The sequence below is a fragment of the Pseudomonas sp. TWP3-1 genome (assembly GCF_049896625.1).
GTDB lineage: Bacteria > Pseudomonadota > Gammaproteobacteria > Pseudomonadales > Pseudomonadaceae > Aquipseudomonas.
On the sequence record NZ_JAFCUQ010000004.1, the window covers coordinates 313,912 to 338,285 of the forward strand.

Consider the following 24,374-nt stretch of genomic DNA (forward strand, 5'->3'; position numbering starts at 1 on the left):
TAAGTCTCAACATCCGGCAATGTTCAGGCTTTGGCTTCGGGAGGATATTTCCTCCCGGCCGCCCCTGCGTCCACCGGAGCAGCCCGTCGCGGGCGAGCACGATGACGAGTGCACCTTGAGCAATTATGCCAATGGTGCCTACTATTTATAACGTGCTCGGGTTCGCGAGATCGGTGTGGCTCTTCTCGGTGACCAGCAGGCACGGGGTGGCGTAGATGTTCCTTCGCCGGGAAAACATCGGTAAGGTAGGGTCGAATCCAAGACCCGCGAGGAGTAGTGATGAGCGAGGCGTTGTCCATCCACCATGACCAGGCTGGTCATCAGTTCGAGACCAATGTGGACGGTCATCGTGCCTATCTGACCTATATGGATCTGGGGAAACAGACCCTGGATATCTATCGCACCTTCGTGCCTAACGCCCTGCGCGGCCGAGGCATTGCAGCGGCCCTGACTGAACAGGCGCTGCAATATGCCGACGAAATGGGCTACACCGTGATTCCGTCGTGCTCCTACGTCGAGCGCTACATGGAGCGTCACCAGCGCCGCGCTGCCAAGATCTGACGCAGACAAAACGAACACACAAAAACGCCGGGCAATGCCCGGCGTTTTTTTATGCGTGCGAAACGCCGATCAGCTGCGCTGACGCTTCGGCAGCACATCCTTGAGCTTGGCGTGCATGCTGCGCAAGGTGTTTTCGGTGGCGGACCAGTCGATGCAGGCATCGGTGATCGACACGCCGTATTGCAGGTCGGCGAGGTCTTTCGGGATCGCCTGGCAGCCCCAGTTCAGGTGACTTTCGACCATCAGACCGATGATCGACTGGTTGCCTTCGAGGATCTGGTTGGCGACGTTCTCCATCACCAGCGGTTGCAGCGCCGGGTCCTTGTTGGAGTTGGCGTGGCTGCAATCGACCATGATGTTCGGCTTGATCTTGGCCTTGTTCAGCGCCTGTTCGCACAGGGCGACGCTGACCGAATCGTAGTTCGGCTTGCCGTTGCCACCGCGCAGCACCACGTGACCGTAGGCGTTGCCCTTGGTGGTGACGATCGACACGCCACCTTCCTGGTTGATGCCGAGGAAACGGTGCGGGCTGGACACCGACTGCAAGGCGTTGATCGCCACGGTCAGGCCGCCGTCAGTGCCGTTCTTGAAGCCGACTGCCGAGGACAGGCCGGAAGCCATTTCGCGGTGAGTCTGGGATTCGGTGGTACGCGCGCCGATGGCCGACCAGCTGATCAGATCCTGCAAGTATTGCGGGGAGATCGGGTCGAGCGCTTCGGTGGCGGTCGGCAGGCCTTTCTCGGCCAGATCCAGCAACAGTTGGCGACCGATGTGCAGACCGTCCTGAATCTTGAACGAGTCATCCAGGTACGGATCGTTGATCAGACCTTTCCAGCCGACGGTGGTACGCGGCTTCTCGAAGTACACGCGCATCACCAGATACAAGGTGTCGGAGACTTCCGCCGCCAGCACTTTGAGACGCTCGGCGTATTCGTGAGCAGCCTTGATGTCGTGGATCGAGCATGGGCCAATCACCACGAACAGACGGTGGTCGGTGCCATCGAGAATGTTGCGGATGACTTCGCGGCCCTTGGTCACGGTGCGCAAGGCAGCGTCGCTCAGAGGGATATCGCGCTTGAGCTGATCGGGAGTGATCAGCGTCTCGTTGGAAGCGACGTTTAGGTCGTTGATCGGTAAATCAGCCATCGTTTACTCGTCAGGTCACGGGTGCCGGCCGCCAGCGATCCCCGCGCGGCGGAGCACAGCGAATTTAAGCGCGTCGGGGGAGCAGAACCTTAGCGCGTTAGACGCCCGCTCGACAATGGGCAAACCGCGCTTTGCAGCCAGTTAATCCGGCGTTTGCTCGGCAAAAGCCTTGCGCACGTTGTCGTGGGAGAACTCATCGGCGTGCTGCTCGACCCATTGCAGCGCCCGCGCCTGAATATCCTGCAGGTCTTCGTGGGCTTCGTTGATGCGGCAAAAACGCTCGATCTGACACACCTGCTCACCCATTCGCGCGCTGAACAGCGTCTGTTCATCAGTGAAGGCAATCCCCAGCAGATAGCCCTTTTTACGGCGCAGGCACCAGGCGACATAGCCCGGATAGGCGAAGTCGGCATTCAGCGTCGGCATGCGCACTTGCAGCGCCGTGCCATGGCGCCAGGCGCGGTGGTAATTGCAAGCGATGCCGCCGAGGCTGATAGTGTGCAGCCGTTGTCGCGAAATACACTCAGGTGTGAGCAAAGTCAGTTCGACTGGCACATCTTCCGGATGAGGAATGAAACGTCCCATGAGCACAGACTCCCTGTGTCGGCCATTTGACATTGTTTCCCCCAGTATAGTGGTCGAATTGCACCTGACCGATTTCGACGCCGACCAACGGCTGCTGGCGATGGATGGCGTTTCGCTGGTGATTTTCACCAGTGTTGGCTGCGCCAGTTGCCGCTTTGCCCGCGAAGTTTTGCCGGGGCTCGAACTGGCCGTCGATCGCCTGTGCTGGATCGATGCCGGTGACAGCGGTGGGCTGGTCGAGCGTTATCAGGTGTTTCATTTGCCGGCGCTGTTTGTGGTGCGCGACGGCGAATTCTTTGGGGCGTTGCACACGCGTCTGAGCGCCGACGAGCTGAACATAGCCGTGGCCCAGGCGCTGGGTCGAACTGCAGAGGAGTTGCCATGATGGGGGCAGTCAATAAGCCGGTGGTCGGGATCATCGGCACCGGGGCAATCGGTGGTTTCTACGGCGTGATGCTGGCGCGCGCCGGTTTCGATGTGCACTTTCTGTTGCGCAGCGAATTTGCCGCCGTGGCCGAGCGCGGCTTGCAGGTGGATAGCGCGGTGCACGGTTTGCTCACGTTGAATCCTGCGCAGGCCTATTCCAAGGCCGACGATATGCCAGCCTGCGACTGGCTGCTGGTCGGTGCCAAGACCCACAGCAACGCCGATCTGGCGCCTGCAATCATTCATGCGGCCAAGCCCGATGCGAAAGTGCTGTTGCTGCAAAACGGCCTGGATGTCGAAGACAGCCTGCGTGAGTTGTTGCCCGACTCCCTGCATCTGCTCGGCGGCTTGTGCCTGATTTGCGTACACCGCGAGGGTCCGGGCTTGATCACTCATCAAGCTTTGGGCTCGGTGAATGTCGGCTACCACAGCGGCCCGGCGCCGGATGACGCAGCACGCATGGCAATCGTCGAGGAGGGCGCCGGACTGTTCCGCAGTGCTGGCATCGACTCGCAGGCCATGGCCAATCTGCATCAGGCGCGCTGGCAGAAACTGGTGTGGAACATCCCTTACAACGGGCTTTCAGTATTACTCGGCGCGAGCACTACGCCGCTGATGGCCGATGCCGACAGCCGCGCGCTGATCAAGGATCTGATGGCCGAAGTAGTGCAGGGCGCCAAGGCCTGTGGTCACGACATCCCGGCGGGTTACGCTGATTTTCTATTCGGCATGACCGAGAAATTGCCCGATTACTGGCCGAGCATGCATCACGATTTTTTGCACAAGCGTCCGCTGGAACTGGCAGCCATTTACGCTCGGCCACTGGCAGCGGCGAAGGCGGCCGGTTGTGAGTTGCCGGGGATTGAAGCGCTGTATCGCAGTTTGAGTTTTATCGACCGGCGTAGCGTTTAAGCCGGTCGCTTTGGGGGAAATGCATGGCCAAGAATATCGATGACAAACTGGTGCTGGCGATTTCCTCGCGAGCGCTGTTCGACCTGAGCGAGAGCCACAAGATTTATCTGGCGAGCGGTGTCGAGGCCTACCGGCAATATCAGATCGAGCACGAGGACGAAATTCTCGCGCCGGGTGATGCGTTCCCGCTGGTGGAAAAACTGCTGAACCTCAACAGCCGTCTCGGTCGCGCGCGGGTCGAGGTGATTCTGGTATCGCGCAACAGCGCCGATACCGGGCTGCGCGTATTCAACTCGATCACTTATTACGGCCTGGCGATTTCCCGCGCGGCGTTCGTTGGCGGGCGCAGTCCTTATCCGTATCTGAAGGCGTTCGGCTGCGATCTGTTTCTCTCCACGCACGCCGAAGATGTGCGCGCCGCGCTTGACGCTGGTTTCGCCGCGGCGACGATCTTGTCCGGTGGCGCCAGTCGTGCGGCGAGTGACGAATTGCGCATCGCTTTCGACGGCGATGCGGTGCTGTTTTCCGATGAGTCGGAGCGGGTCTATCAGTCCGGCGGACTCGAAGCGTTTCAGGCCAAAGAACGCGAATCGGCACGCGAGCCATTACGCGGAGGCCCGTTCAAAGGCTTTCTGGCGGCGCTCAATCTGTTGCAGCGCGAGTTTCCGGATGAGGACTGCCCGATCCGCACAGCGCTGGTTACCGCACGTTCGGCACCTGCGCATGAGCGGGTAATTCGCACTTTGCGCGAATGGGATATTCGTCTGGATGAGTCACTGTTTCTTGGCGGACTGACCAAATCGGCATTTCTCGAAGCGTTCGCCGCTGACGTGTTTTTCGACGATCAGGCCGGTCACTGTGAGCTTGCGCGCGAAGTGGTCGCCACCGGCCACGTGCCTCACGGCATCAGCAACGAGCCCGCGACCTAAAGCCCACATTGTTCAAGACGTTGCGTCACACGTCGTACTCGCCAAGGCACTGCTAAGCTGAATCAAATCTCCGCCAATCTTGGCTTGCGAGGAGGTCATATGATTCGTTCGATGCTGTATGCCACTGACCTCGGTCTGTACGCACCGTTAGTGATGCAGCATGCCTTGGCGATGGCGCGAACGTTCAATGCCGACTTGTATGTGGTGCACGCGGTCGAGCCGATGGGCTTGTTCGCCGAGTCGGTGTTGCAGAGCTATCTCGACGAGCAGGCGTTGAACGAATTTCACAGTCAGGGTCTGAAAACTGTGATCGCCAATATCGAGCAGCGGGTGCTCGACAGCTTTCGTGAAGAGCTGGGGGACGAGGGCGAGCAAGACCTGCTGCGGATTCGCGCGGTACGCGTGCTGCAAGGCGATCCGGCGCAGGTGATTCTTGATCAGGCGCAGAAACTCTCTGTCGATTTGCTGATCGTAGGCAGTCATAGCCATGGAGTCGGTGCGCAGACACCACTGGGGCGTACGGCAGCGCGGGTGCTGCAAATGGCCCCGGTGCCGGTTTACATGGTTCCGCTGGTGGAGCGTCGGCGCCGGGAGGATCGCTGAAGCAGAATAATGGCGCTTTGATAAAAAAGTTCTAGATTTATTCTTCAAACCATTAATATAGTTATATACCGTCGCTGATGCCCGTGGCGTCTACCTGCTTTGAGGGACACATATGAAGCTTCAACAACTGCGCTACATCTGGGAAGTGGCGCACCACGACCTCAACGTTTCCGCTACAGCCCAAAGCCTCTATACCTCTCAACCGGGCATCAGTAAGCAAATCCGCCTTCTCGAAGACGAACTCGGCGTCGAAGTATTTGCCCGCAGCGGCAAGCACCTGACCCGCGTCACGCCGGCCGGCGAGCGCATCATCACCACCGCAGGTGAGATTCTGCGGAAAGTCGAAAGCATCAAGCAGATAGCCCAGGAATTCTCCAACGAGAAGAAGGGCACCCTGTCGATCGCTACCACCCACACCCAGGCGCGTTACGCGTTGCCGCCGGTCATCAGCAATTTCATCAAGCAATACCCGGACGTGGCGCTACACATGCACCAGGGGTCGCCGATGCAGATCGCTGAAATGGCCGCTGACGGCACCGTCGATTTCGCCATCGCCACTGAAGCGCTGGAGCTGTTCGGCGATCTGGTGATGATGCCGTGCTACCGCTGGAACCGCTGCGTGGTCGTGCCGCAGGGCCACCCGCTGACCAAACTGCCGAAGCTGACGCTCGAAGCATTGGCCGAATACCCGATCGTGACTTACGTGTTCGGTTTCACCGGCCGTTCGAAACTCGACGAAGCTTTCAGCCATCGTGGCCTGACGCCGAAGGTAGTGTTCACCGCGGCCGACGCCGACGTGATCAAAACCTACGTGCGTCTGGGTCTGGGCGTCGGCATCGTGGCGAAGATGGCCGTGGATACCAAACTCGATAACGATCTGGTGGTGCTCGATGCCAGCGAACTGTTCGAGTCCAGTGTGACCAAGATCGGTTTCCGTCGCGGGACCTTTCTGCGTGGCTTCATGTGCGACTTCATAGAGAAATTCGCGCCGCACCTGACTCGTGAAGTCATGGCCAAAGCCATTGCCTGCCACAACAAGCAGGAACTGGAAGAGCTGTTCGACGGCGTCGAACTGCCGGTCCACTAAGCGATCTTCTAGAGCACCTCGGTGACAGCAAACTGTTGCCGAGCGCCCGCCACCAGAATCTCCACCTCATCACCCTCGAACTTGCCCAGCAGGCTTTTGCCCAGCGGTGAGCGCGGGGTGATGACGGTAATCGGCTGACCGACCATGTCGATCTTCAGGCCCGCCGCATCCGGGGCCAGAAACAGCCATTGTTCGCGACCCTTTTCGTCTTCCAGACCGAGCAGGGCACCGATTTCGATTCCCCGCTGGTCGTCATATGCACGCAGAACCATGTTCTGGCACAGCAACAACGACTGACGAATTTCCTCGACCCGCTTGGCCTGACCGGCCGCCAGATAAGACGCCTCCAGCCCCAAAGTGTCGTACTTGTTTTCGGCGATGTTCTCTTCGTGAGTCGCAGTTTCGTAAGCGGTCTGTGCGGCGCGCTCGGCGATGTCCAGGTCAAGCCGCAGTTTGTCGAGAATTAATTGGTGCACGGTTTGCTTGTTCATGATCAATCGCAAAATTGCAGGACGTTGGCGCGACTTTTTTCGCTCGGGGCATTCTTGTCCTGTTGCAGCCAGAACTGGCATTTCGGATTCGCCTGATTACGACTGCTGGCGCGCGCTGCATCCAGACGTTGCGCCTGTTCATTCTTGCGCAGGTTTTCTTCGTATTGCTCGAACATGCGGTTTTGCGGCTCCGGTTGCGGCGCGGGTTCCGGCTGAATTACCACGGGTGGTTTGCTCAACTGCTGCACGGCTTCGGCGACTGGCGCGAGTTGCTTGCTAAAGAGCATCGAGGCCAGCCAGCAGGTCAGTGCGATCGCCAGGAAACCCAGCCACAGTCCCAAGGCAATGCTGCCGGTCAATTGCAGCGCGCTAAGCTGAACAGGCAAGGGGCGACGCGGGTTGGGACGGTAGGGCATGACTGCCTCCTGGCGGATGAATGCGGGCAAGTGGCGATTGTCGCAGAAAGATTAATCGCCGTCGGCTCTTCTGCACCGACAGATTTATGCGGACAATCAGCACTTTTGCCAACGGGAGTCAGGAATGCCGCAAGTGAACACCCGCTGGGACATCTTTTGCACCGTGGTCGACAACTTCGGTGACATCGGCGTGACCTGGCGACTGGCCCGGCAACTGGTGGCCGAGCATGCAGTGAACGTGCGGTTATGGGTCGATGACTTGCGCGCGTTCGAGAAGATCTGCCCGCAGATCGACGCCAGTCTTCAACAGCAAACCCAACAAGGCGTGGAGGTTCGCCACTGGCCAAGCGAGTGGCCGCAAGCAGATTCTGCCGACGTAGTGATCGCCGCGTTCGCCTGCCAATTGCCCGGCGCCTACATGGACGCCATGGCCGCGCGGGACAAGCCACCGTTGTGGCTCAATCTCGATTACCTCAGCGCCGAAGACTGGGTAGTCGGTTGCCATGGTCTGCCGTCGGTGAAATACAAGTCGGTGCAGAAGATCTTCTTCTTTCCTGGCTTTCATCCAGACACTGGTGGGTTGTTGCGTGAGCACGGATTGCTGGAGCGGCGTCAGACATTTCAGCAAGATCCGGAAGCGCAGCGACAATTCCTGCAAGAGCTGGGGATCGACCCTGCCCCCGGATCACAGCTGATTTCGCTGTTTGCCTACGAAAACGCCGGGCTGGCCAGTTGGCTGGATGTGCTGGCCGCCGATGCCACGCCAACGCATTTGCTGGTGCCGGAAGGGCGGATTCTCGGCGATGTAGCGCGCTGGCTCGGTGCGGATTCGCTGGCGGCGGGCGCTTTGCACGTGCGTCAGTCACTCTCCGTGCAGGTGCTGCCGTTCGTGCGCCAGGATCAATACGATCAATTGCTCTGGTGCTGCGATTTCAACGCGGTGCGCGGCGAAGATTCGTTCGTGCGCGCGCAATGGGCCGCACGACCGATGCTCTGGCACATCTATCAGCAAGACGAAGACATCCATCTGGACAAGCTCGACGCCTTCCTGAATATCTATACGAAAGGTCTCTCGCCGGCTGCGGCCGAGGCGATCAACGGTCTGTGGCACGCCTGGAACGCCGGCCAACCCATCGACACGCACTGGCTCGCGGCCCGCGAACATTGGCCCGAGCTGCAAAAGCATGCCGAACAATGGTGTCTGGAACAGGCCTTGCAGGCTGATCTTGCCGCAGCGCTGGTAAGCTTTTACCTAAATTGGATATGATACGCGGCCTAGATTTTTGTAAATCCCATCCAAATTCGGATATTCGTAATGAAAACTGGTAAAGAACTGAAACCCGGGATGGTGATCCGTCTCGAAAACGATCCTTGGCTGGTGCAGAAAGCTGAGTTCACCAAGTCGGGCCGTAACAGCGCGATCATGAAGACCAAGCTGAAAAACCTGCTGACCGGCTACAAGACCGAGATCGTTTACAGCGCCGACGACAAACTGGACGACGTGATCCTCGACCGCAAAGAAGCGACCCTGTCCTTCATCAGCGGCGACTCCTACACGTTCATGGACACCACTGACTACACCATGTACGAGCTGAACGCTGAAGACATCGAAGCTGTTCTGCCTTTCGTTGAAGAAGGCATGACCGATGTTTGCGAAGCGATCTTCTTCGAAGAGCGTCTGGTTTCGGTAGAACTGCCGACCACCATCGTACGTGTAGTTGACTACACCGAAGGTTCGGCTCGCGGCGACACTTCCGGCAAAGTAATGAAGCCAGCCAAGCTGAGCAACGGTACCGAGCTGCAAGTTGCTGACTTCATCGAAATCGGTGACAAGATCGAGATCGACACCCGCGAAGGCGGTTCCTACAAAGGCCGTGCCAAATAAGCACCGTTTTTTACGGAAAGAAAAAGCCCGACCATCGAGTCGGGCTTTTTTGTGCCTGCGATTTGCCGTCAGACGGTGACGTGCAGACGTACTTCGACATTGCCGCGAGTGGCGTTGGAGTACGGGCAAACCTGGTGGGCGGCGTCGACCAGGCTTTGTGCGTCGGCTTGTTCCAGGCCCGGCAGGCTGATGTGCAGGTCGATGTCCAGACCGAAACCGCCAGGGATCTGGCCGATGCCGACATGCGCAGTGATCGCGGCGTCGTTCGGGATAGTGCGCTTGGTCTGGCTGGCAACGAATTTCAGCGCGCCGATGAAGCAGGCCGAATAGCCCGCAGCGAACAGTTGCTCAGGGTTGGTCGCTGCACCGCCGGCACCACCGAGTTCTTTCGGAGTGGCGAGTTTTACGTCGAGCACGTTGTCGCTGGAAATCGCACGACCGTCACGGCCGCCAGTGGAGGTTGCGATTGCGGTGTAGAGAGTTTGCATGGTCTGAGCCTCGAACGATGTGGGTTATGTGCGCTAATTGTTTGCGCGTTAACTAAGTGCGAGGCGAATGTATCGCGCTAATGTTTAGTGCGCAAGATAAATATTCAGATTTTTCTGTCTCGTGGGAAATCATGTGGAAGCCAGCTACCACAGGGCTGGGATACACCCGAGAACCGCACTTCGCTTTTCACCACTCAACACAATGAGCGTTAGCTCGAGTAAAGCTCTTGATCTCAAACGCCCATCGGCAGGCTGAGTGGAGGGATTGATCCGGGGGAGGGAGCGAAGCGACGTTTGGCGCAGCCAAACACATCGAGAGGAGGTGCAGCGAAGCAAACCGTAGGCGATGCCCCCGGATCGATCCCGGAGCGAAGGAACCCGAGCCACAGCGAGGGCCTAACGTCAGGGTGAAAGACCTTTGGTTACTTTGGGGCATTTGCCAAAGTGACCCGCCGTCAGGGCGGAACCCCGATAAGCCATCACCGCAGCAACGGATATGCACACCAAAAAAAACCACCGCCCGCCCCGACGCCATCGCTGGCAAGTCAGCTCCCACAGGAGTCAGGTGCAGGCCTTAGATCAGGCTTTCCTGCAGATGACCGCGCAACGCCTGCAATTCGCTCTGTAGATTCTGCAACCGTTCCAGGCTAAAACCGCTGGCGCCAAGGATGCACGGCGGAACACTCCGCGCCTGCTCCTGCAGCGCTCGGCCCTTGGCGGTCAGTTCGACAATCACCACCCGCTCATCCTCACGGCTCCGAGTGCGGCTGAGCACACCTTCGACTTCAAGTCGCTTGAGCAACGGCGTCAATGATCCCGGATCGGTCAACAAACGCGTGCTGATTTCTCCGACAGTCAAACCATCCTTCTCCCACAGCACCATCATTGCCAGATACTGCGGATAGGTCAGGCCCAGCGCTTGCAACAGCGGCTTATAGACCTTGGTCATCATCAGCGAAGTCGAATGCAGCGCGAAGCACGCCTGGTTGTCCAGTAACAGTTCTGCGCAATGGTCGGTGGTAGTACGGTCGGTGGTCATGTCAAAGCCTTGATCAGTAATGGGATGAATCTAGCGTCCGAATCTTTAACGCGCCAGATAATTCTAGCCAGCGTGCCGCTGCAGATCCCGTTGCAGCGCCAAGTCCCATGGCGGTACCGGGCTGAAGCGGGTTTTCAGGTATTCCAGCAACAAACGGCTGCGCGAACTGGCTTGTTGCTCAAGACGCAGTGCATAAATACCTGTGGATTCCGGCTTCGGCAGGCCGTTCTCGCAAAACAGCGGCAGCAATTCGCCACGCAACAGGTATTCGCTGGCCAGCCACGTCGGCAAGTGCGCGATGCCCAGCCCCGCGAGTGCGCCACAGACCAGCGCTTCGGCATTGTTGGCACTCATGCGAATCCGCGCTGGACGCTGCAATTGCATCTGTCCGTCGCGTTCGAAGCGCCAGGCGAAGGGCGGGGCGAGGCCTTCCCAGTCGAGGCCGTCATGCTCGCCGAGTTGCGCCGGATCGCTCGGTACGCCACGCCGATGCAGGTATTCGGGGCTGGCGCAGGCGATGCGCACCATGCTCGCCAGCGGCGTGGCGACCAGTCGCGTGTCAGCCAGTTGTCCGGCACGCAGCACCAGATCGACCTTGCCCAGGTTCGAGCCGCCCATGTCGACGAAACTGTCGATCAGATGCAACTGCACATCGAGCCCCGGGTACAGCACCAGAAAATCGGCAATCACCGGCGCCAGATGCCGGCGGCCGAACGCGGCGGGGGCATCGACCCGAATCAAGCCTTCCGGTGCACTGCTCAGCGACACGGCTTCCGCTCGAGCCAGTTGCAGCTCGGCAACAATCCGCCGCGCCCGTTCAGCAAATGCCAGACCGGCCGGTGTGGCGCGCACCGCATGAGTGCTGCGGATAAACAACTGACTGCCGACTGCCGCTTCGAGACTGTCGATACGCCGTGCGACCGCCGAAGGTGTCAGCGGATGGCGGCGCGATGCGGCGGAAAAGCTGCCGCTCTCAAGAACATCGAGAAACAAGCCGAGCTGGTCGGTCAGTTGATTGGGATTCATGGCTATAACCGCTGCTTGTGCGAAGTTGGCACAGCCATTGTGCGTTGCTGTGCGTTTCCGTGCCAGCGTCGACTGCGTAGGATGACTCGCCTGACATATGAGGATGGTGCTGTGATCGAGTTCTTGTTGTACCTGTTGTTTGGCGCCGCCCTCGGCACCCTGGGTGGCATCTTCGGTATCGGCGGTGGCCTGATCGCGATTCCATTGCTCGGCGTGTGGTTCGGCCTCGATCAACAACTCGCGCAAGGTACGGCGCTGGTGATGGTGGTGCCCAACGTGATGCTGGCGCTGTGGCGTTATCACCAGCGCAATCGCATCGAACTGCGCCACGCGTTGCCACTGGCGCTGATGGGTTTCTGTTTTGCCTGGCTCGGTTCGATCTGGGCGGTGGGCATCGACGCACAAACCATGCGCATCGGCTTCGTCGCGTTTCTGGTGGTGCTGTCGGCGTACAACCTGATCCGCATGTTCGGCGCGCGGCCGTCGACCACTTCCGAAATGCGCTACTCATGGCCGTGGCTTGGCGTGCTGGGCGCGGCGTCCGGCACCATGGGCGGTTTGTTCGGAGTGGGCGGGGCGGTGGTGGCGACGCCGGTTTTGACCAGCCTGTTCGGCACCACGCAAGTGGTCGCGCAGGGTTTGTCGCTGGCGCTTGCCTTGCCGAGCACTGGCGTCACGCTGGTGACTTACGCGGTGCATCACGAGGTGGACTGGATGATCGGCCTGCCGTTGGCGGTTGGCGGTTTACTGAGCATCAGTTGGGGCGTGAAGATCGCCCACGCGATGCCTGAAAAACTCCTGCGTGGGCTGTTCTGCGGTTTTCTGGTGCTGTGCGCGCTGATGCTCGCCTTTAAAGTTTGAAGCCTTCGACGATGTGCTCGGCCAGGCACTCGGTGATCGGCGACGGATTGTTCAAGTTGCGGATCAGCATGATGCTCGCCTCGGGCAGCAGCGGCAGATCTTCGGCAGCGCCGAGAATGCGCATGTCCGGGGTGATCAGGCTTTCCAGTTGCGCGGTGATCGCCAGACCCGCGCTGACCACCGCCATCAGCGCCGACAGGCTGGTGCTGTTGTAGGCGATGCGGTAATCGCGGCCCATTGCGTCCAGCGCATTGCACGCCCACAAGCGGCAGAAACAGTCACTGTTGAACATCGCCAGCGGCAACGGCGTCTGCTCGTGGGCGCTGAAATTCTGCGCCTCGGCCCAGACGAAACGCTCCTTGCGCAGTAACTGACCAATCTCGTTGCCCGGTTCGCGGGTCACGATCGACAAATCCAGATCGGTACGTTGCAGCAACTGTTTGGTCGATTCGCAATGCACTTCAATCTGGATCAGCGGATAGAACTGGGCGAAGCGCGACAGAATCCCCGGCAGGAAGCGCATCACATAGTCGTCCGGCGTGCCAATCCGCACCGTGCCGACCATGTGCGGCTCGCGCAAGGTGTTGAACACCTCGCTGTGCAGCTTGAGGATGCGTCGTGCGTAACCCAACAAAACCTGGCCTTCGGCAGTCAGTCGCACCTGACGCCCGTCGCGCTCGAACAATTGGCGCTGCAACACGTCTTCTTCCAGACGCTTCATCTGCATGCTCACCGCCGACTGCGTGCGGTTGACCATTTCGCCGGCGCGGGTGAAACCGCCCTGATCGGCAATCGCGACAAAGGTGCGCAGAACATCGGTATCGATACTGGGGTAGGCGGACAATTGATGAATCTCCGTGATGCTTGCCATCAGAAACATTCGTTGGATTGATCGTAGTCCTGGCGCGAGACTGAAGCCATCCCTAAAGGAGGGCGACACGATGAAAGGTCAAAAAGCGTATGTAAGTGATGAGCGCGTTTCGGTCCATCTCATTTCCGATCTGTTGCATAAATTCAACCGCTGGTACGAACTGCACCGCGAGCGTGAACTGCTCGCCAGCCTGAGCGACGAAGCGCTGAAGGATATCGGCGTTAGCCGTGCCGATGTCGAGCATGAGTTAGTGCGGCCGTTCTGGGACGATCCGATGCATAAATGATGAGGGCGGCGCTACACAAAACCCTTTGCGGTGAGGTAGGTTGCGAGCAGACACGGAGATGCTCATGCCCGCGACTTTGTCCTTTTCCATTAAACAGGCTCGACGTCTGGCACTGGCCGCCCAAGGGTTCAACGGGCGCCAGCCGCCGGTCGTCAAAGCGCCGCATCTCAACCGGCTGATCGAACGGCTCGGTCTGCTGCAAATCGATTCCGTCAACGCGGTGGTGCGCTCGCACTACTTGCCGCTGTTTTCCCGCCTTGGTTCTTACTCTTCTGAATTGCTCGACTAGGCTGCCTGGAGTTCGGGCCGGCGTCGTACTTTGTTCGAATACTGGGGCCACGAAGCGTCGTTGCTGCCGCTGTCGATGTATTCGCTGATGCACTGGCGTATGCAGCGCGCCAAACAAGGCGCGGACATTTATCAGCAATTGGCGCGGTTTGGTCGTGAGCAGCAGGAAACCATTCGCCGCGTGCTGGGATTGGTCGAGGAGCGGGGCGCGTTAGGGGCGGGCAGTGTCTCGACCCGTCAGGACAAGGCCGGGCCTTGGTGGGACTGGAGCGCCGAGAAGCATGCGCTGGAATGGCTGTTCGCGGCGGGCGAAGTCACCGTCGCCGGGCGCCGTGGTTTTGAGCGTTTGTATGACTTGCCGGAGCGCGTGCTGCCAGCGTCAATCCTGCAACAGCCGTTGCCGGATGAGGCCGAGGCGCAACGCGGTTTGTTGCTGCACGCTGCAACGGCGTTGGGCGTCGGCACCGAGAAAGATCTGCGTGATTACTTCCGCTTGAACCCCAGCGATGCCCGCCCGCGTCTGGCTGAGCTGGTCGAGGATGGGCAATTGCTGACTTGCGAGGTCGCCGGTTGGCGGCAAATCGCCTATTGCCTGCCCGAGTCGAAAATCCCGCGCAAGGTCGAGGCCAGTGCGCTGTTGTCACCGTTCGATTCGCTAATTTGGGAGCGTAGCCGCACTGAGCGCTTGTTCGATTTCCGCTATCGGCTGGAGATCTACACGCCGCAGGACAAGCGGGTGTTCGGCTACTACGTGTTGCCGTTTCTGCACAACGAACGGATTGCCGCGCGGGTTGATCTGCGGGCGGAGCGAGCGTTGGGGCGGTTGGCGGTGCATGCGCTGCATGAAGAGGAGCAGGGGCTGGATGACGCGGGGATGCAGGCGTTGGCGCTGAATCTGCGGCGGATGGCCGATTGGTTGGGGCTTGAGCGAGTGCAGCTCAATTGTCAGCGCGAGAGTGCCAGTCGGCTCCGGGTGGCTATGATTCACATCGGCTGCGACTGATCGGGCCTCATCGCTGGCAAGCCAGCTCCCACAGTGTCCGTGTCGTTCACAAAATAAATGTACGACACCAATCCTGTGGGAGCGGGCTTGCCCGCGATGAGGCCAGTTCAATCAGTGAAGATTTCGGAACTCAGCGTCGAACCTGTTTAAGGGTTTCAGCAATCAAAAACGCCAATTCCAGAGACTGATCAGCATTCATCCGCGGATCACAGTGGGTGTGATAGCGATCCGACAAGCCGTCTTCAGTAATTGGCCGCGCACCGCCAATGCATTCGGTCACGTTCTGCCCGGTCATCTCGATATGAATGCCGCCGGCGTAAGTGCCTTCCGCTTCGTGCACCTGGAAGAATTGCTTCACTTCGCCAAGGATCTGCGCGAAGTCGCGGGTCTTGTAACCGCTGCTGGCCTTGATCGTGTTGCCGTGCATCGGATCGGAACTCCACAGCACTTGCTTGCCTTCGCGGCGCACGGCGCGGATCAACGCTGGCAGATGATCGCCGACCTTGTTCGCGCCCATCCGCGCGATCAGGTTCAAGCGGCCCGGGTCGTTGTCCGGGTTAAGCACGTCGATAAGACGGATCAAATCGTCCGGATTCATGCTCGGGCCGACTTTGACGCCGATCGGGTTGTTCACCCCGCGCAGGAATTCGACGTGGGCGCCGTCCAGTTGACGGGTGCGGTCGCCGATCCACAGCATGTGCGCCGAGCAATCGTAGTAATCGTTGGTCAGGCTGTCGCGGCGCACGAAGGCTTCTTCGTAGTTCAGCAGCAGTGCTTCGTGAGCGGTGAAGAAACTGGTTTCGCGCAATTGCGGCGAGCTGTCCATGCCGCAGGCGCGCATGAACGCCAGGGTTTCATCAATACGGTCGGCGAGGTGGCTGTATTTCTCGGCCAGCGCCGAGTTGGCGATGAAGTCGAGGTTCCACTTGTGCACCTGATGCAGATCGGCGAACCCGCCCTGAGCGAACGCGCGCAGCAGGTTCAGAGTGGCGGTGGACTGGTGATACGACTGCAACAGGCGTTCCGGATCCGGCACGCGGCTCTTTTCATCGAAGCCGATGCCGTTGACGATGTCGCCACGGTAGGCCGGCAGGGTCACGCCGTCGATGGTCTCGTCGTTGGCCGAACGCGGCTTGGCGAACTGACCGGCCATGCGCCCGACTTTGACCACCGGGCAACCGGCTGCGAAGGTCATGACGATAGCCATTTGCAGCAGTACTTTGAAAGTGTCGCGAATCTTCGCGGCGGAGAACTCGGCGAAGCTCTCGGCGCAATCGCCGCCCTGCAACAGGAACGCGCGGCCTTGGGTCACTTCGGCAAACTGACGGCGCAACTCCCGGGCTTCACCGGCAAACACCAGCGGCGGATAGCTGGCCAGCGTCTGCTCGACCTGGCGCAGGTGCGCGGCGTCGGGGTATTGGGGTTGTTGCTGGATCGGCAAGGCGCGCCAGCTGTCAGGGCTCCAGGGTTGGCTCATCATGTTCTCTAAAAGGTTCTACGCACGGACGGCCATGTTAGCAGCAATTAGTGCGTGACCTGCTCGCGCCGCATCGCCGACAATCGCCGCTTTGCCACGGCGCCATCGGTGCGCCATCGCGTCACCGCGCCCGGTGACCATCAGGAGACGAAATGACTGAGGAGCGCGTCGAGCTGTTGCTCGCCGAAGTACAGGATGAATTCGGCGTGATTCGCGTGCTGGAAGTCGCCGACTACCGTTTTCTGGAATTCGGCGATGCCATCGAGCAAAGCTGCGTATTCACCGCCGACCCGAGCTGGCTGGAGTACGACTACACCCGTGCAATGTTGATCGGCGCGCTGTGCCACGAACATCCGGAGAGCGCGCTGTTTCTGGGGTTGGGGGCGGGAACGCTGACTCAGGCTTGCCTGAAGTTTCTGCCGCTGGAAGACGTCGAAGCCATCGAGTTGCGCCCGGATGTGCCGCGTCTGGCAATCGAATACCTTGGGCTGGATGATGACCCGCGGCTTTATATACGCGTTGGCGATGCGCTGGATCTGCTGCCGACCGCCGAGCCTGCGGATCTGATCTTCGTCGACCTGTACACCGACGTCGGCCCCGGCGCTGCGCATCTGGCGTGGAATTTCCTCGGCGATTGTCAGAAACGTCTGAATCCGGGTGGCTGGCTGGTGATCAATCAGTGGGCCACCGATGACGGCAAGCCGCTAGGCGCGGCGTTGCTGCGCGGGCTCTATCACCGGCATTACTGGGAACTGCCGGTGAAAGAGGGCAACGTGATTCTGATCGTGCCGGCGGATCTCGATCAGGAACTGGACATGGACGCACTGAGCGCCCGAGCTGAAGCGCTGGCGCCCAAGTTGGGTTACTCGTTGCAGTCGTTGATCAAAGCGATTCGCCCCGCCACCTGAATATGGCGATACCCCCCTGTAGGAGCTGCCGAAGGCTGCGATCTTTTGACTTTGACCTTAAAAACAAGATCAAAAGATCGCAGCCTTCGGCAGCTCCTACAGGGAGTGTTTAAATGCCTTTGAAAACCCCGGGTCGGCGCTCCACCATCGAGCGCACACCTTCTTTGGCATCTTCACTGGCGAGCAACTTCTTCACCAGCGGCGGCAAACCTTGCGCGGCTGCCGTCTCGCCTTCATAACGCGCCTGCCGCGCTGACTCCAGCGTCGCCTGCACTCCCAACGGCGCCTGTCGGGCAATCCGTTCGGCCAGTTCAATCGCGCGCGGCAGCAAGTCTTCGCTGGCCATCACCTCCTGCACAAGCCCCAGTCTTAAAGCATCATGTGCATCGAACTCATCACCGGTGAGCAACCAGCGCATCGCATTGCCCCAACCCGCAACTTGGTGAAAGCGCAATGTCGCACCACCAAACGGAAAGATCCCGCGCTGCACTTCCATCTGCGCAAAGCGCGTATTGCTCGCGCACAGGTTAATGTCAGCGGCCAACATCAACTCGATACCGATGGTCAGGCAATAACCCTGCGCCGCGACGATCACCGGTTTGCTCACCCGTGGCCCGACGAACACGCCCCACGGATCGCAACCGCCGGGCGGCACTTGCCAGCCGTCGGCGAGGGCGGCGCTGGCGTTTAGCAGATCCAGCCCGGCGGTGAAGTGCTCGCCATGCGCGAACACCACCGCTACACGCGCCTCGCTGTCGGCCTCGAACTCGCCATAAGCCAGGCTGAGTTCGTTCAGCAGGTCGAGGTCGAAGGCATTGCGTTTGGCCGCTCGATCCAGCCCGATCAGATGGACGTGACCACGACGTTCACGGCTGACGCGGCCGGGACAGGGCTGATTCATGGGAGTTTCCTCGAGCGGGAAGGGAAAGTGCAGCGACCACATGCCGCACGTCGGTGAATCGTTTAAGCGCCATCGCCAGCAGGGCCGGGCCTGTGAAAAATAGTCCTTTGCGCGATTATCCGCAAAAGCCCGTGACACAGCGGTGACAGACGGATTCAGGCGATAAAAAAAGCTCCCTTTTTCGGTAATTTCCGGTATAGTGCGCGCCGGCCTTTAGCCGGGCCGCGTCAAGGTAGCGCAATTACCGAAGTCAGCTTCGGCTGCATGTCCGCACTGCGGGCTCTTCCAGGACGTTTCTTTTTTTCTTTCATTCGTTTTCGCAAATCCCCGCCGACAAAGCTGCCAGGGCGACTCTTGAGTCTTACACGGCATGCGCAGCTTTGGAGCATGGGTCTTTGCGGATGCACTTAGAGGCAGACCCATGACCCAGGAAACCGGCGGATTCGCCGCTTTTAATCTTAATCCGAACATTCTTGCAGCCGTCATCGCGACTGGCTACGAAGAGCCTTCGGCTATTCAGCAGCAATCGATCCCGATCATCATGGCCGGCCAGGACATGATCGGTCAGGCGCAAACCGGTACGGGTAAAACCGCCGCGTTCGCACTGCCAATTCTCCATTGCATCGATCCTGCAAAGCGCGAACCGCAAGCCCTGATCCTGGCGCCAACCCGTGAGTTGGCGCTGCAAGTAGCAACCGCTTTCGAAACCTACGCCAAGCAAATGCCGGGCGTTACCGTTGTGGCCGTTTACGGCGGCGCGCCTATGGGCCCACAACTGAAAGCAATCCGTAATGGCGCACAGATCGTTGTCGCCACTCCGGGCCGTCTGTGCGACCACCTGCGTCGTGACGAAAAAGTCCTGTCGACCGTGAACCACCTGGTTCTCGACGAAGCGGACGAAATGCTCAAACTCGGTTTCATGGACGACCTGGAAGTTATCTTCAAGGCTCTGCCAGCTACCCGTCAGACCGTTTTGTTCTCGGCGACCCTGCCGCAGTCGATCCGCGCCATTGCCGAACGCCATCTGCGCGATCCGCAACACGTGAAGATCCAGACCAAGACCCAGACCGTTACCGCGATCGAACAGGCTCACCTGTTGGTTCACGCTGACCAGAAGACTTCGGCCGTTCTCAGCTTGCTGGAAGTGGAAGATTTCGACGCACTGATCATGTTCGTACGCACCAAGCAAGCGACCCTGGATCTGGCAAGCGCCCTTGACGCCAAAGGCTACAAAGCCGCTGCGCTGAACGGTGACATCGCCCAGAACCAGCGTGAGCGCGTCATCGACTCGCTGAAAGATGGCCGTCTGGACATCGTTGTAGCGACCGACGTAGCTGCTCGTGGTCTCGACGTTCCGCGTATCACTCACGTGTTCAACGTTGACATGCCGTACGATCCAGAGTCCTACGTGCACCGTATCGGCCGTACCGGCCGTGCTGGTCGCGAAGGTCGTGCACTGTTGCTGGTGACTCCGCGTGAGCGCCGCATGCTGCAAGTGATCGAGCGTGTAACTGGCCAGAAAGTTGCTGAAGTCCGTCTGCCGGACGCTCAGGCCGTTCTCGATGCGCGCATCAAGAAACTGACCAACAGCCTGTCGCCGCTGGTGGCTGATGCCGAAGCGACTCACGGTGATCTGCTTGATCGCCTGACCGCCGACATCGGTTGCACCCCGCGTGCACTGGCCGCTGCTCTGCTGCGCAAGGCCACCAATGGCCAGGCGCTGACTCTGGCTGCGATCGAGAAGGAACGTCCACTGGTGCCGAACAACGCACCGCGTGGCGACCGTCCTGAGCGTACCGGTGATCGTCCTGATCGTGGTGAGCGCGAGCGTCGTGCGCCAATGCCTTTGGGCGAAGGCCGTGCTCGTTGCCGTACTGCGCTGGGTGCGCGTGACGGTATCGCTGCGAAAAACCTGCTGGGCGCCATCCTCAACGAAGGCGGTCTGGCCCGTGAAGCGATCGGTCGCATCCAGGTGCGTGACAGCTTCAGCCTCGTCGAGCTGCCGGAAGATGGTCTGGAGAAACTCCTGGCCAAGCTGAAGGACACTCGCGTTGCCGGTAAGCAGCTGAAGCTGCGTCGCTACCGCGAAGATTGATCCGCCCTTGGGCTGATTGATCGAACATAAAAAATCCCCGACTGGTTCGGGGATTTTTTTTGCCTGCGATTCAGGCTTAGCCGAAGCGATAGATATCCATACCCAACGCGCCCATGGTGAAGCCTTGGTGCGCGACACTGAACTCGCCACCCGAACCCCGGGCAAAGTACAGCGGCAGCAGGTGTTCGTCGCTTGGATGGCTGCGCGCGGCATTCGGTGCCTGCTGGCGATAGTCGTGCAGCGCCGCTTCATCATTGGCTGCGAGTTTCTCTATCATCCAGTCACGGAAGTCGCGCGCCCATGGCTCGACGCTTTCCGGACCGGCGTGCCAGTCCAGTTCACGCAGATTGTGGGTGATGCTACCGGAACCGATCAGCAGATAGCCCTGAGCGCGCAAGCTGCCGAGTGCCTGGCCGACGCGCGTCTGTAGCGCCGGGCCACCACGAGTCGGCAGCGAAACCTGCACCACCGGGATGTCCGCTTGCGGGTACATCAGCGACAGCGGCACCCACACGCCATGGTCGAATGGCCGTCGCGGGTCGAGGCGCGCCGGCAGGTTGTTGGCGGTCAGCAGCTCGGCGACTTGCGCGGCCAGTTGCGGATTACCCGGCGCCGGATACTGCACTTCGAACAGGGCGCGGGGGAAACCGCCGAAGTCATGCCAGGTTTCCGGCTGCGCATGGCTGCTGACCAGCAGCTCGTGGCTTTCCCAGTGAGCGGAAACGATAACGATGGCTTGCGGTCTGGGCAGTTCGGCCGCCAGTTGCGCCAGAGCCGGGCCGCTGGCCCCGGGTTCCAGCGCGAGCATCGGTGAACCGTGAGAGATAAACAGGCTGGGAAACATGGAAGGGTTCCTGAGCGTTAAGATGACCCATCTTCAGTCAGATGATTGATCTGAATCTAATATAAGTTTTAACGCCTTTTGATCGAATTTTTGGGGGTATGCATGCAACCGGAGTTTTGGCACAAGAAGTGGGAAGCGAATCAGATCGGCTTTCACCAGCCTGAGGTGAACCCGTATCTGGCGCGGCACTGGCCAGAGCTGGATATCCCGGCGCAGGCGCGCGTGTTGGTGCCGTTGTGTGGGAAAAGTCTGGATTTGCTGTGGCTGGCCGGGCGCGGGCATCAGGTTCTCGGCGTTGAGCTGACGCAAAAAGCCGTCGAGGATTTCTTTCGCGAGCAACAGTTAGAGCCGGAAATCAGCGAGGAGGGTGCGTTCAAGGTTTATCGCGCCGGTGCCATCGAACTGCGGTGCGGGGATTTCTTTGCGCTGACGGCTGACGACGTTGCCGGTTGCTCGGCGTTGTACGACCGAGCCGCGATCATTGCCCTGCCGGCACCGATGCGTGAGCGCTATGTGGCGCATCTGCACGCGATCCTGCCAGCGGCATGCCGAGGACTGCTGGTGACGCTGGATTACGATCAAACGCAAATCCCGGGGCCGCCGTTTTCGGTGGATGATGCCGAGGTGCGGCGCTTGTTTGCCGGTGCATGGCCGGTTGAAGTTGTGGAAGAGCAGGACGTACTCGCCGAGAGCGACAAATTCCTTCAGGCCGGGGCGACGCGACTGGCGGAGCGGGTGTATCGGATCGGCAGCAAGTAAGCGACCAACAAAAAGGCCCGCATCGCTGCGGGCCTTCTTGTTACTGCCTGTTCACTTAGCCGCGACGACGCAGGGCGTCAATACGCTCTTCCAGCGGCGGGTGGCTCATGAACATGCGGGCGAAGCCCTGTTTGATGCCACCGTTGATGCCGAAGGCGTTCAGGGTGTCAGGCATATGCACCGGCAGGCCCTGTTCGGCGCGCAGGCGTTGCAACGCACCAATCATCGCGCTGGTGCCAGCCAGGCGGGCACCGGCTTCGTCCGCGCGGAACTCGCGTTTGCGCGAGAACCACATCACGATCGAGCTGGCCAGGATACCCAATACCAGTTCGGCGAAAATGGTCGCCACGTAGTAGGCAATGCCCTGGCCGCCTTCGTTCTTGAAGATCACCTTGTCGACGAAGTTGCCGATGATCCGTGCGAAGAACATCACAAAGGTGTTCACCACGCCCTGGATCAGCGCCAGGGTGACCATGTCACCGTTGGCCACGTGACCGATTTCGTGGGCCAGAACCGCTTTCACCTCATCTGGCGAGAAACGCTCCAGCAGACCCTGGCTGACCGCGACCAGTGCGTCGTTCTTGTTCCAGCCAGTGGCGAAGGCGTTTGCTTCGTAGGCCGGGAAAATACCCACTTCGGGCATCTTGATCCCGGCTTCGCGGGACAGTTGCTCGACGGTTTGCAGCAGCCATTGCTCATGCCGCGTGCGCGGCTGAGTAATGATCTGGGTGCTGGTGCTCATCTTCGCCATCCACTTGGAGATGAACAGCGAAATCAGTGAACCGGCGAAACCAAAGACCGCACAGAAAACCAGCAGCTGACTGAGGTTGAGATCAACCCCGTTGGCCGCCATGAACCCGTTGAAGCCGAACAGGCTCAGGGTGATGCTGGCTATCAGCACGACCGCCAGGTTAGTGGCCAAAAACAGCAGGATGCGCATCATGGTTGTAGAAATCTCCTCGAGCTAAAGATGTAGCGTACTGCGGGGTATATAAGGTGCGGCACCGGGCTATTCAACCGGGTGACTATTTCAAACTGTGTCCTACAGCGAATTCCGTGCTCCGCAGGCATTTCCCACGAGCAATAGCGACATGGACGACGCACAGGCAATCCCCGTCGGCATTACGTCAGACGCATGCAGTGCAGACGCAGCGCAAGTGTAGAAGGCGTATAGGAATGGGGGGCGCAGAAGTGTTGCTGAATCAGACAGTGCGCAACGTCCGGGGCCGTTGCGCACTGATGGCCAGTTACTGGCGGTAGGACTTGAGGAAGTTGCCGATGCGTCCGATGGCCATGTCGAGGTCATCAACGCGTGGCAGGGTCACGACGCGGAAGTGATCCGGCCACGGCCAGTTGAACGCTGTGCCCTGGACCACCAGCAGCTTCTCGGACAGCAGCAGGTCGAGGACAAATTTCTCGTCGTTGAAGATCGGGCAGACTTTCGGATCGATGCGCGGGAACGCGTACAAAGCGCCCATCGGCTTGACGCAGCTGACGCCGGGAATGTCGTTGAGCAACTCCCATGTGCGGTTGCGCTGCTCCAGCAGACGACCTTGCGGCAACACCAGATCGTTGATGCTCTGGTAGCCGCCGAGGGCGGTCTGGATCGCATGCTGGCTCGGCACGTTGGCGCACAGGCGCATATTAGCCAGCATGTCGATGCCTTCGATGTAGCTCTGGGCGTTGTGCTTGGGACCGGAAATCGCGATCCAGCCGGAGCGGAAGCCCGCCACGCGATACGACTTCGACAGACCGTTGAAAGTCAGGCACAGCAAGTCTGGCGCCAGTGAAGCGGTGCAGATGTGCACGGCGTCGTCGTAGAGAATCTTGTCGTAGATCTCGTCGGAGAACACCACCAGATTGTGCTGGCGTGCCAGTTCGAGCATGCCCAGCAATACTTCTTTCGAATACACCGCGCCGGTCGGGTTATTCGGGTTGATGATCACCATGGCTTTGGTGTTCGGGGTGATCTTGGCTTTCATGTCGGCCAGATCCGGGAACCAGGCGGCACCCTCGTCGCACAGGTAATGCACCGCGTTGCCGCCAGCCAGGCTCACCGCAGCGGTCCACAGCGGGTAGTCCGGCGCCGGCACCAGCACTTCGTCACCGTTGTTGAGCAGTGCCTGCAACGACATCACGATCAGCTCGGACACACCGTTGCCGAGGTAGATGTCTTCGATGCCGACGCCTTCAACCTGCTTCTGCTGGTAATACTGCATCACGGCCTTGCGCGCGCTGAACAGGCCTTTGGAGTCGCTGTAGCCTTGGGCGGTCGGCAGGTTGCGGATCACATCCTGAAGAATTTCGTCCGGCGCTTCGAAACCAAAAGGCGCCGGGTTGCCGATGTTCAGCTTGAGGATGCGATGGCCTTCCTCTTCCAGACGTTTGGCGTGCTTGAGCACCGGGCCGCGAATGTCGTAGCAGACGTTGGCGAGCTTGTTCGATTTGCTGAACTGCATGGCGATGTGATCCCGAAAATGAACGATC

26 protein-coding genes and 1 pseudogene are annotated in these 24,374 nt (G+C 59.7%); 14 read left to right on the top strand and 13 right to left on the bottom strand.

Going from position 1 to position 24,374, the window contains the following annotated elements:
• Nucleotides 1–279 precede the first annotated feature (279 nt).
• Nucleotides 280–561 carry a GNAT family N-acetyltransferase gene (locus tag ACP7BN_RS08520; protein ID WP_420646642.1) on the top strand — a complete coding sequence of 94 codons (282 nt, stop codon included), beginning with the start codon at nucleotides 280–282 and terminating at the stop codon, nucleotides 559–561.
• Nucleotides 562–630: 69 nt separating this feature from the next.
• On the opposite strand, the gene ACP7BN_RS08525 is transcribed toward ACP7BN_RS08520, so the two are convergent.
• Together ACP7BN_RS08525 and ACP7BN_RS08530 are read right to left on the bottom strand one after the other, a co-directional pair.
• The gene (locus ACP7BN_RS08525; RefSeq protein ID WP_042560279.1) at nucleotides 631–1,707 is read right to left on the bottom strand and encodes a 3-deoxy-7-phosphoheptulonate synthase; all 1,077 of its coding nucleotides are present in this window, start codon (nucleotides 1,705–1,707) and stop codon (nucleotides 631–633) included.
• A gap of 141 nt (nucleotides 1,708–1,848) precedes the next feature.
• Nucleotides 1,849–2,292, bottom strand: coding sequence for a PilZ domain-containing protein (locus ACP7BN_RS08530; protein WP_426203184.1), 444 nt, complete (start codon nucleotides 2,290–2,292; stop codon nucleotides 1,849–1,851).
• Here ACP7BN_RS08530 and ACP7BN_RS08535 point away from each other — a divergent pair.
• The 5 genes from ACP7BN_RS08535 (at nucleotide 2,291) to cysB (ending at nucleotide 6,249) form a co-directional block, all read left to right on the top strand.
• Nucleotides 2,291–2,677, top strand: a complete 387-nt coding sequence (locus tag ACP7BN_RS08535; protein WP_426203187.1) for a thioredoxin family protein — start codon at nucleotides 2,291–2,293, stop codon at nucleotides 2,675–2,677. The two genes, ACP7BN_RS08530 and ACP7BN_RS08535, sit on opposite strands and share 2 nt — an antisense overlap.
• Nucleotides 2,674–3,630 carry a putative 2-dehydropantoate 2-reductase gene (locus tag ACP7BN_RS08540; RefSeq protein WP_426203189.1) on the top strand — a complete coding sequence of 319 codons (957 nt, stop codon included), beginning with the start codon at nucleotides 2,674–2,676 and terminating at the stop codon, nucleotides 3,628–3,630. The genes ACP7BN_RS08535 and ACP7BN_RS08540 overlap by 4 nt, the downstream gene beginning before the upstream one ends.
• Nucleotides 3,631–3,653: 23 nt before the next feature.
• Nucleotides 3,654–4,559 (top strand): 5'-nucleotidase, encoded by a 906-nt coding sequence (locus ACP7BN_RS08545; RefSeq protein WP_426203191.1) that lies wholly within the window; start codon nucleotides 3,654–3,656, stop codon nucleotides 4,557–4,559.
• Nucleotides 4,560–4,658: 99 nt separating this feature from the next.
• Nucleotides 4,659–5,162 carry a universal stress protein gene (locus ACP7BN_RS08550; RefSeq protein ID WP_420646648.1) on the top strand — a complete coding sequence of 168 codons (504 nt, stop codon included), beginning with the start codon at nucleotides 4,659–4,661 and terminating at the stop codon, nucleotides 5,160–5,162.
• Nucleotides 5,163–5,274: 112 nt separating this feature from the next.
• Complete coding sequence (gene cysB / locus ACP7BN_RS08555; RefSeq protein WP_093224933.1) at nucleotides 5,275–6,249, top strand: HTH-type transcriptional regulator CysB; 975 nt, start codon at nucleotides 5,275–5,277, stop codon at nucleotides 6,247–6,249.
• 8 nt (nucleotides 6,250–6,257) lie between these two features.
• On the opposite strand, the gene ACP7BN_RS08560 is transcribed toward cysB, so the two are convergent.
• On the bottom strand, nucleotides 6,258–6,740 hold the full coding sequence (locus tag ACP7BN_RS08560; RefSeq protein WP_426203195.1) for a GreA/GreB family elongation factor: 483 nt from the start codon (nucleotides 6,738–6,740) through the stop codon (nucleotides 6,258–6,260).
• A gap of 2 nt (nucleotides 6,741–6,742) precedes the next feature.
• The gene (locus ACP7BN_RS08565) at nucleotides 6,743–7,156 is read right to left on the bottom strand and encodes a hypothetical protein (protein ID WP_426203197.1); all 414 of its coding nucleotides are present in this window, start codon (nucleotides 7,154–7,156) and stop codon (nucleotides 6,743–6,745) included.
• A gap of 124 nt (nucleotides 7,157–7,280) precedes the next feature.
• Here ACP7BN_RS08565 and earP point away from each other — a divergent pair, with 124 nt between their 5' ends.
• Complete coding sequence (gene earP, locus ACP7BN_RS08570; RefSeq protein ID WP_426203199.1) at nucleotides 7,281–8,423, top strand: elongation factor P maturation arginine rhamnosyltransferase EarP; 1,143 nt, start codon at nucleotides 7,281–7,283, stop codon at nucleotides 8,421–8,423.
• Nucleotides 8,424–8,471: 48 nt separating this feature from the next.
• Entirely contained in the window at nucleotides 8,472–9,041 is a 570-nt protein-coding gene (locus tag ACP7BN_RS08575; RefSeq protein ID WP_223483792.1) for an elongation factor P, read from the top strand.
• 68 nt (nucleotides 9,042–9,109) lie between these two features.
• Here the strand turns inward: ACP7BN_RS08575 and ACP7BN_RS08580 are convergent, their stop codons facing one another.
• The 3 genes from ACP7BN_RS08580 to ACP7BN_RS08590 all read right to left on the bottom strand — a co-directional run bounded on the left by ACP7BN_RS08580 (nucleotide 9,110) and on the right by ACP7BN_RS08590 (nucleotide 11,594).
• Nucleotides 9,110–9,529, bottom strand: coding sequence for an organic hydroperoxide resistance protein (locus tag ACP7BN_RS08580; RefSeq protein WP_420646652.1), 420 nt, complete (start codon nucleotides 9,527–9,529; stop codon nucleotides 9,110–9,112).
• 574 nt (nucleotides 9,530–10,103) lie between these two features.
• Nucleotides 10,104–10,568: a MarR family winged helix-turn-helix transcriptional regulator gene (locus tag ACP7BN_RS08585; RefSeq protein WP_426203203.1), complete on the bottom strand. Its 465-nt coding sequence runs from the start codon at nucleotides 10,566–10,568 to the stop codon at nucleotides 10,104–10,106.
• Between the two features lie 63 nt (nucleotides 10,569–10,631).
• Nucleotides 10,632–11,594, bottom strand: coding sequence for a LysR family transcriptional regulator (locus ACP7BN_RS08590; protein WP_426203205.1), 963 nt, complete (start codon nucleotides 11,592–11,594; stop codon nucleotides 10,632–10,634).
• 111 nt (nucleotides 11,595–11,705) lie between these two features.
• On the opposite strand from ACP7BN_RS08590, the gene ACP7BN_RS08595 reads away from it, so the two are divergent.
• Nucleotides 11,706–12,455 (top strand): sulfite exporter TauE/SafE family protein, encoded by a 750-nt coding sequence (locus ACP7BN_RS08595; protein WP_426203207.1) that lies wholly within the window; start codon nucleotides 11,706–11,708, stop codon nucleotides 12,453–12,455.
• On the opposite strand, the gene ACP7BN_RS08600 is transcribed toward ACP7BN_RS08595, so the two are convergent.
• Nucleotides 12,445–13,299: a LysR substrate-binding domain-containing protein gene (locus ACP7BN_RS08600; protein WP_026000633.1), complete on the bottom strand. Its 855-nt coding sequence runs from the start codon at nucleotides 13,297–13,299 to the stop codon at nucleotides 12,445–12,447. The genes ACP7BN_RS08595 and ACP7BN_RS08600 overlap by 11 nt on opposite strands.
• A 97-nt stretch (nucleotides 13,300–13,396) precedes the next feature.
• Between ACP7BN_RS08600 and ACP7BN_RS08605 the strand changes: the two genes are divergently transcribed.
• Together ACP7BN_RS08605 and ACP7BN_RS08610 are read left to right on the top strand one after the other, a co-directional pair.
• A complete protein-coding gene (locus tag ACP7BN_RS08605) occupies nucleotides 13,397–13,612 on the top strand; it encodes a DUF1127 domain-containing protein (RefSeq protein WP_426203209.1) in 216 nt (71 codons plus the stop codon).
• Between the two features lie 64 nt (nucleotides 13,613–13,676).
• Nucleotides 13,677–14,903, top strand: a pseudogene (locus ACP7BN_RS08610) (winged helix-turn-helix domain-containing protein).
• Nucleotides 14,904–15,033: 130 nt separating this feature from the next.
• On the opposite strand, the gene ACP7BN_RS08615 reads toward ACP7BN_RS08610, so the two are convergent.
• A complete protein-coding gene (locus ACP7BN_RS08615) occupies nucleotides 15,034–16,380 on the bottom strand; it encodes a class II 3-deoxy-7-phosphoheptulonate synthase (protein ID WP_210700414.1) in 1,347 nt (448 codons plus the stop codon).
• A 152-nt stretch (nucleotides 16,381–16,532) separates the two neighbouring features.
• On the opposite strand from ACP7BN_RS08615, the gene ACP7BN_RS08620 reads away from it, so the two are divergent.
• Nucleotides 16,533–17,288 (top strand): spermidine synthase, encoded by a 756-nt coding sequence (locus ACP7BN_RS08620; RefSeq protein ID WP_420646658.1) that lies wholly within the window; start codon nucleotides 16,533–16,535, stop codon nucleotides 17,286–17,288.
• A 109-nt stretch (nucleotides 17,289–17,397) separates the two neighbouring features.
• On the opposite strand, the gene ACP7BN_RS08625 is transcribed toward ACP7BN_RS08620, so the two are convergent.
• A complete protein-coding gene (locus ACP7BN_RS08625) occupies nucleotides 17,398–18,189 on the bottom strand; it encodes a crotonase/enoyl-CoA hydratase family protein (protein ID WP_420646659.1) in 792 nt (263 codons plus the stop codon).
• Between the two features lie 421 nt (nucleotides 18,190–18,610).
• On the opposite strand from ACP7BN_RS08625, the gene ACP7BN_RS08630 reads away from it, so the two are divergent.
• A complete protein-coding gene (locus ACP7BN_RS08630) occupies nucleotides 18,611–20,284 on the top strand; it encodes a DEAD/DEAH box helicase (RefSeq protein WP_420646660.1) in 1,674 nt (557 codons plus the stop codon).
• A 76-nt stretch (nucleotides 20,285–20,360) separates the two neighbouring features.
• On the opposite strand, the gene ACP7BN_RS08635 is transcribed toward ACP7BN_RS08630, so the two are convergent.
• Nucleotides 20,361–21,128 carry a DODA-type extradiol aromatic ring-opening family dioxygenase gene (locus ACP7BN_RS08635; RefSeq protein ID WP_426203215.1) on the bottom strand — a complete coding sequence of 256 codons (768 nt, stop codon included), beginning with the start codon at nucleotides 21,126–21,128 and terminating at the stop codon, nucleotides 20,361–20,363.
• A gap of 102 nt (nucleotides 21,129–21,230) precedes the next feature.
• Here ACP7BN_RS08635 and ACP7BN_RS08640 point away from each other — a divergent pair, with 102 nt between their 5' ends.
• Entirely contained in the window at nucleotides 21,231–21,887 is a 657-nt protein-coding gene (locus tag ACP7BN_RS08640) for a thiopurine S-methyltransferase (protein ID WP_426203217.1), read from the top strand.
• A 55-nt stretch (nucleotides 21,888–21,942) separates the two neighbouring features.
• Here the strand turns inward: ACP7BN_RS08640 and htpX are convergent, their stop codons facing one another.
• Together htpX and ACP7BN_RS08650 are read right to left on the bottom strand one after the other, a co-directional pair.
• Nucleotides 21,943–22,830 (bottom strand): protease HtpX, encoded by an 888-nt coding sequence (gene htpX / locus ACP7BN_RS08645; protein ID WP_420646663.1) that lies wholly within the window; start codon nucleotides 22,828–22,830, stop codon nucleotides 21,943–21,945.
• 304 nt (nucleotides 22,831–23,134) lie between these two features.
• A complete protein-coding gene (locus ACP7BN_RS08650; protein ID WP_420646664.1) occupies nucleotides 23,135–24,346 on the bottom strand; it encodes a pyridoxal phosphate-dependent aminotransferase in 1,212 nt (403 codons plus the stop codon).
• Between the last annotated feature and the right edge of the window lie 28 nt (nucleotides 24,347–24,374).

Bases quoted from the DNA above. Each gene is read 5' to 3' on its own strand.
- ACP7BN_RS08520 (WP_420646642.1), top strand. From the start codon at position 280: ATGAGCGAGGCGTTGTCCATCCACCATGACCAGGCTGGTCATCAGTTC.
- ACP7BN_RS08525 (WP_042560279.1), bottom strand. From the start codon at position 1,707: ATGGCTGATTTACCGATCAACGACCTAAACGTCGCTTCCAACGAGACG.
- ACP7BN_RS08535 (WP_426203187.1), top strand. From the start codon at position 2,291: ATGAGCACAGACTCCCTGTGTCGGCCATTTGACATTGTTTCCCCCAGT.
- ACP7BN_RS08530 (WP_426203184.1), bottom strand. From the start codon at position 2,292: ATGGGACGTTTCATTCCTCATCCGGAAGATGTGCCAGTCGAACTGACT.
- ACP7BN_RS08540 (WP_426203189.1), top strand. From the start codon at position 2,674: ATGATGGGGGCAGTCAATAAGCCGGTGGTCGGGATCATCGGCACCGGG.
- ACP7BN_RS08545 (WP_426203191.1), top strand. From the start codon at position 3,654: ATGGCCAAGAATATCGATGACAAACTGGTGCTGGCGATTTCCTCGCGA.
- ACP7BN_RS08550 (WP_420646648.1), top strand. From the start codon at position 4,659: ATGATTCGTTCGATGCTGTATGCCACTGACCTCGGTCTGTACGCACCG.
- cysB (WP_093224933.1), top strand. From the start codon at position 5,275: ATGAAGCTTCAACAACTGCGCTACATCTGGGAAGTGGCGCACCACGAC.
- ACP7BN_RS08560 (WP_426203195.1), bottom strand. From the start codon at position 6,740: ATGAACAAGCAAACCGTGCACCAATTAATTCTCGACAAACTGCGGCTT.
- ACP7BN_RS08565 (WP_426203197.1), bottom strand. From the start codon at position 7,156: ATGCCCTACCGTCCCAACCCGCGTCGCCCCTTGCCTGTTCAGCTTAGC.
- earP (WP_426203199.1), top strand. From the start codon at position 7,281: ATGCCGCAAGTGAACACCCGCTGGGACATCTTTTGCACCGTGGTCGAC.
- ACP7BN_RS08575 (WP_223483792.1), top strand. From the start codon at position 8,472: ATGAAAACTGGTAAAGAACTGAAACCCGGGATGGTGATCCGTCTCGAA.
- ACP7BN_RS08580 (WP_420646652.1), bottom strand. From the start codon at position 9,529: ATGCAAACTCTCTACACCGCAATCGCAACCTCCACTGGCGGCCGTGAC.
- ACP7BN_RS08585 (WP_426203203.1), bottom strand. From the start codon at position 10,568: ATGACCACCGACCGTACTACCACCGACCATTGCGCAGAACTGTTACTG.
- ACP7BN_RS08590 (WP_426203205.1), bottom strand. From the start codon at position 11,594: ATGAATCCCAATCAACTGACCGACCAGCTCGGCTTGTTTCTCGATGTT.
- ACP7BN_RS08605 (WP_426203209.1), top strand. From the start codon at position 13,397: ATGAAAGGTCAAAAAGCGTATGTAAGTGATGAGCGCGTTTCGGTCCAT.
- ACP7BN_RS08615 (WP_210700414.1), bottom strand. From the start codon at position 16,380: ATGAGCCAACCCTGGAGCCCTGACAGCTGGCGCGCCTTGCCGATCCAG.
- ACP7BN_RS08620 (WP_420646658.1), top strand. From the start codon at position 16,533: ATGACTGAGGAGCGCGTCGAGCTGTTGCTCGCCGAAGTACAGGATGAA.
- ACP7BN_RS08625 (WP_420646659.1), bottom strand. From the start codon at position 18,189: ATGAATCAGCCCTGTCCCGGCCGCGTCAGCCGTGAACGTCGTGGTCAC.
- ACP7BN_RS08630 (WP_420646660.1), top strand. From the start codon at position 18,611: ATGACCCAGGAAACCGGCGGATTCGCCGCTTTTAATCTTAATCCGAAC.
- ACP7BN_RS08635 (WP_426203215.1), bottom strand. From the start codon at position 21,128: ATGTTTCCCAGCCTGTTTATCTCTCACGGTTCACCGATGCTCGCGCTG.
- ACP7BN_RS08640 (WP_426203217.1), top strand. From the start codon at position 21,231: ATGCAACCGGAGTTTTGGCACAAGAAGTGGGAAGCGAATCAGATCGGC.
- htpX (WP_420646663.1), bottom strand. From the start codon at position 22,830: ATGATGCGCATCCTGCTGTTTTTGGCCACTAACCTGGCGGTCGTGCTG.
- ACP7BN_RS08650 (WP_420646664.1), bottom strand. From the start codon at position 24,346: ATGCAGTTCAGCAAATCGAACAAGCTCGCCAACGTCTGCTACGACATT.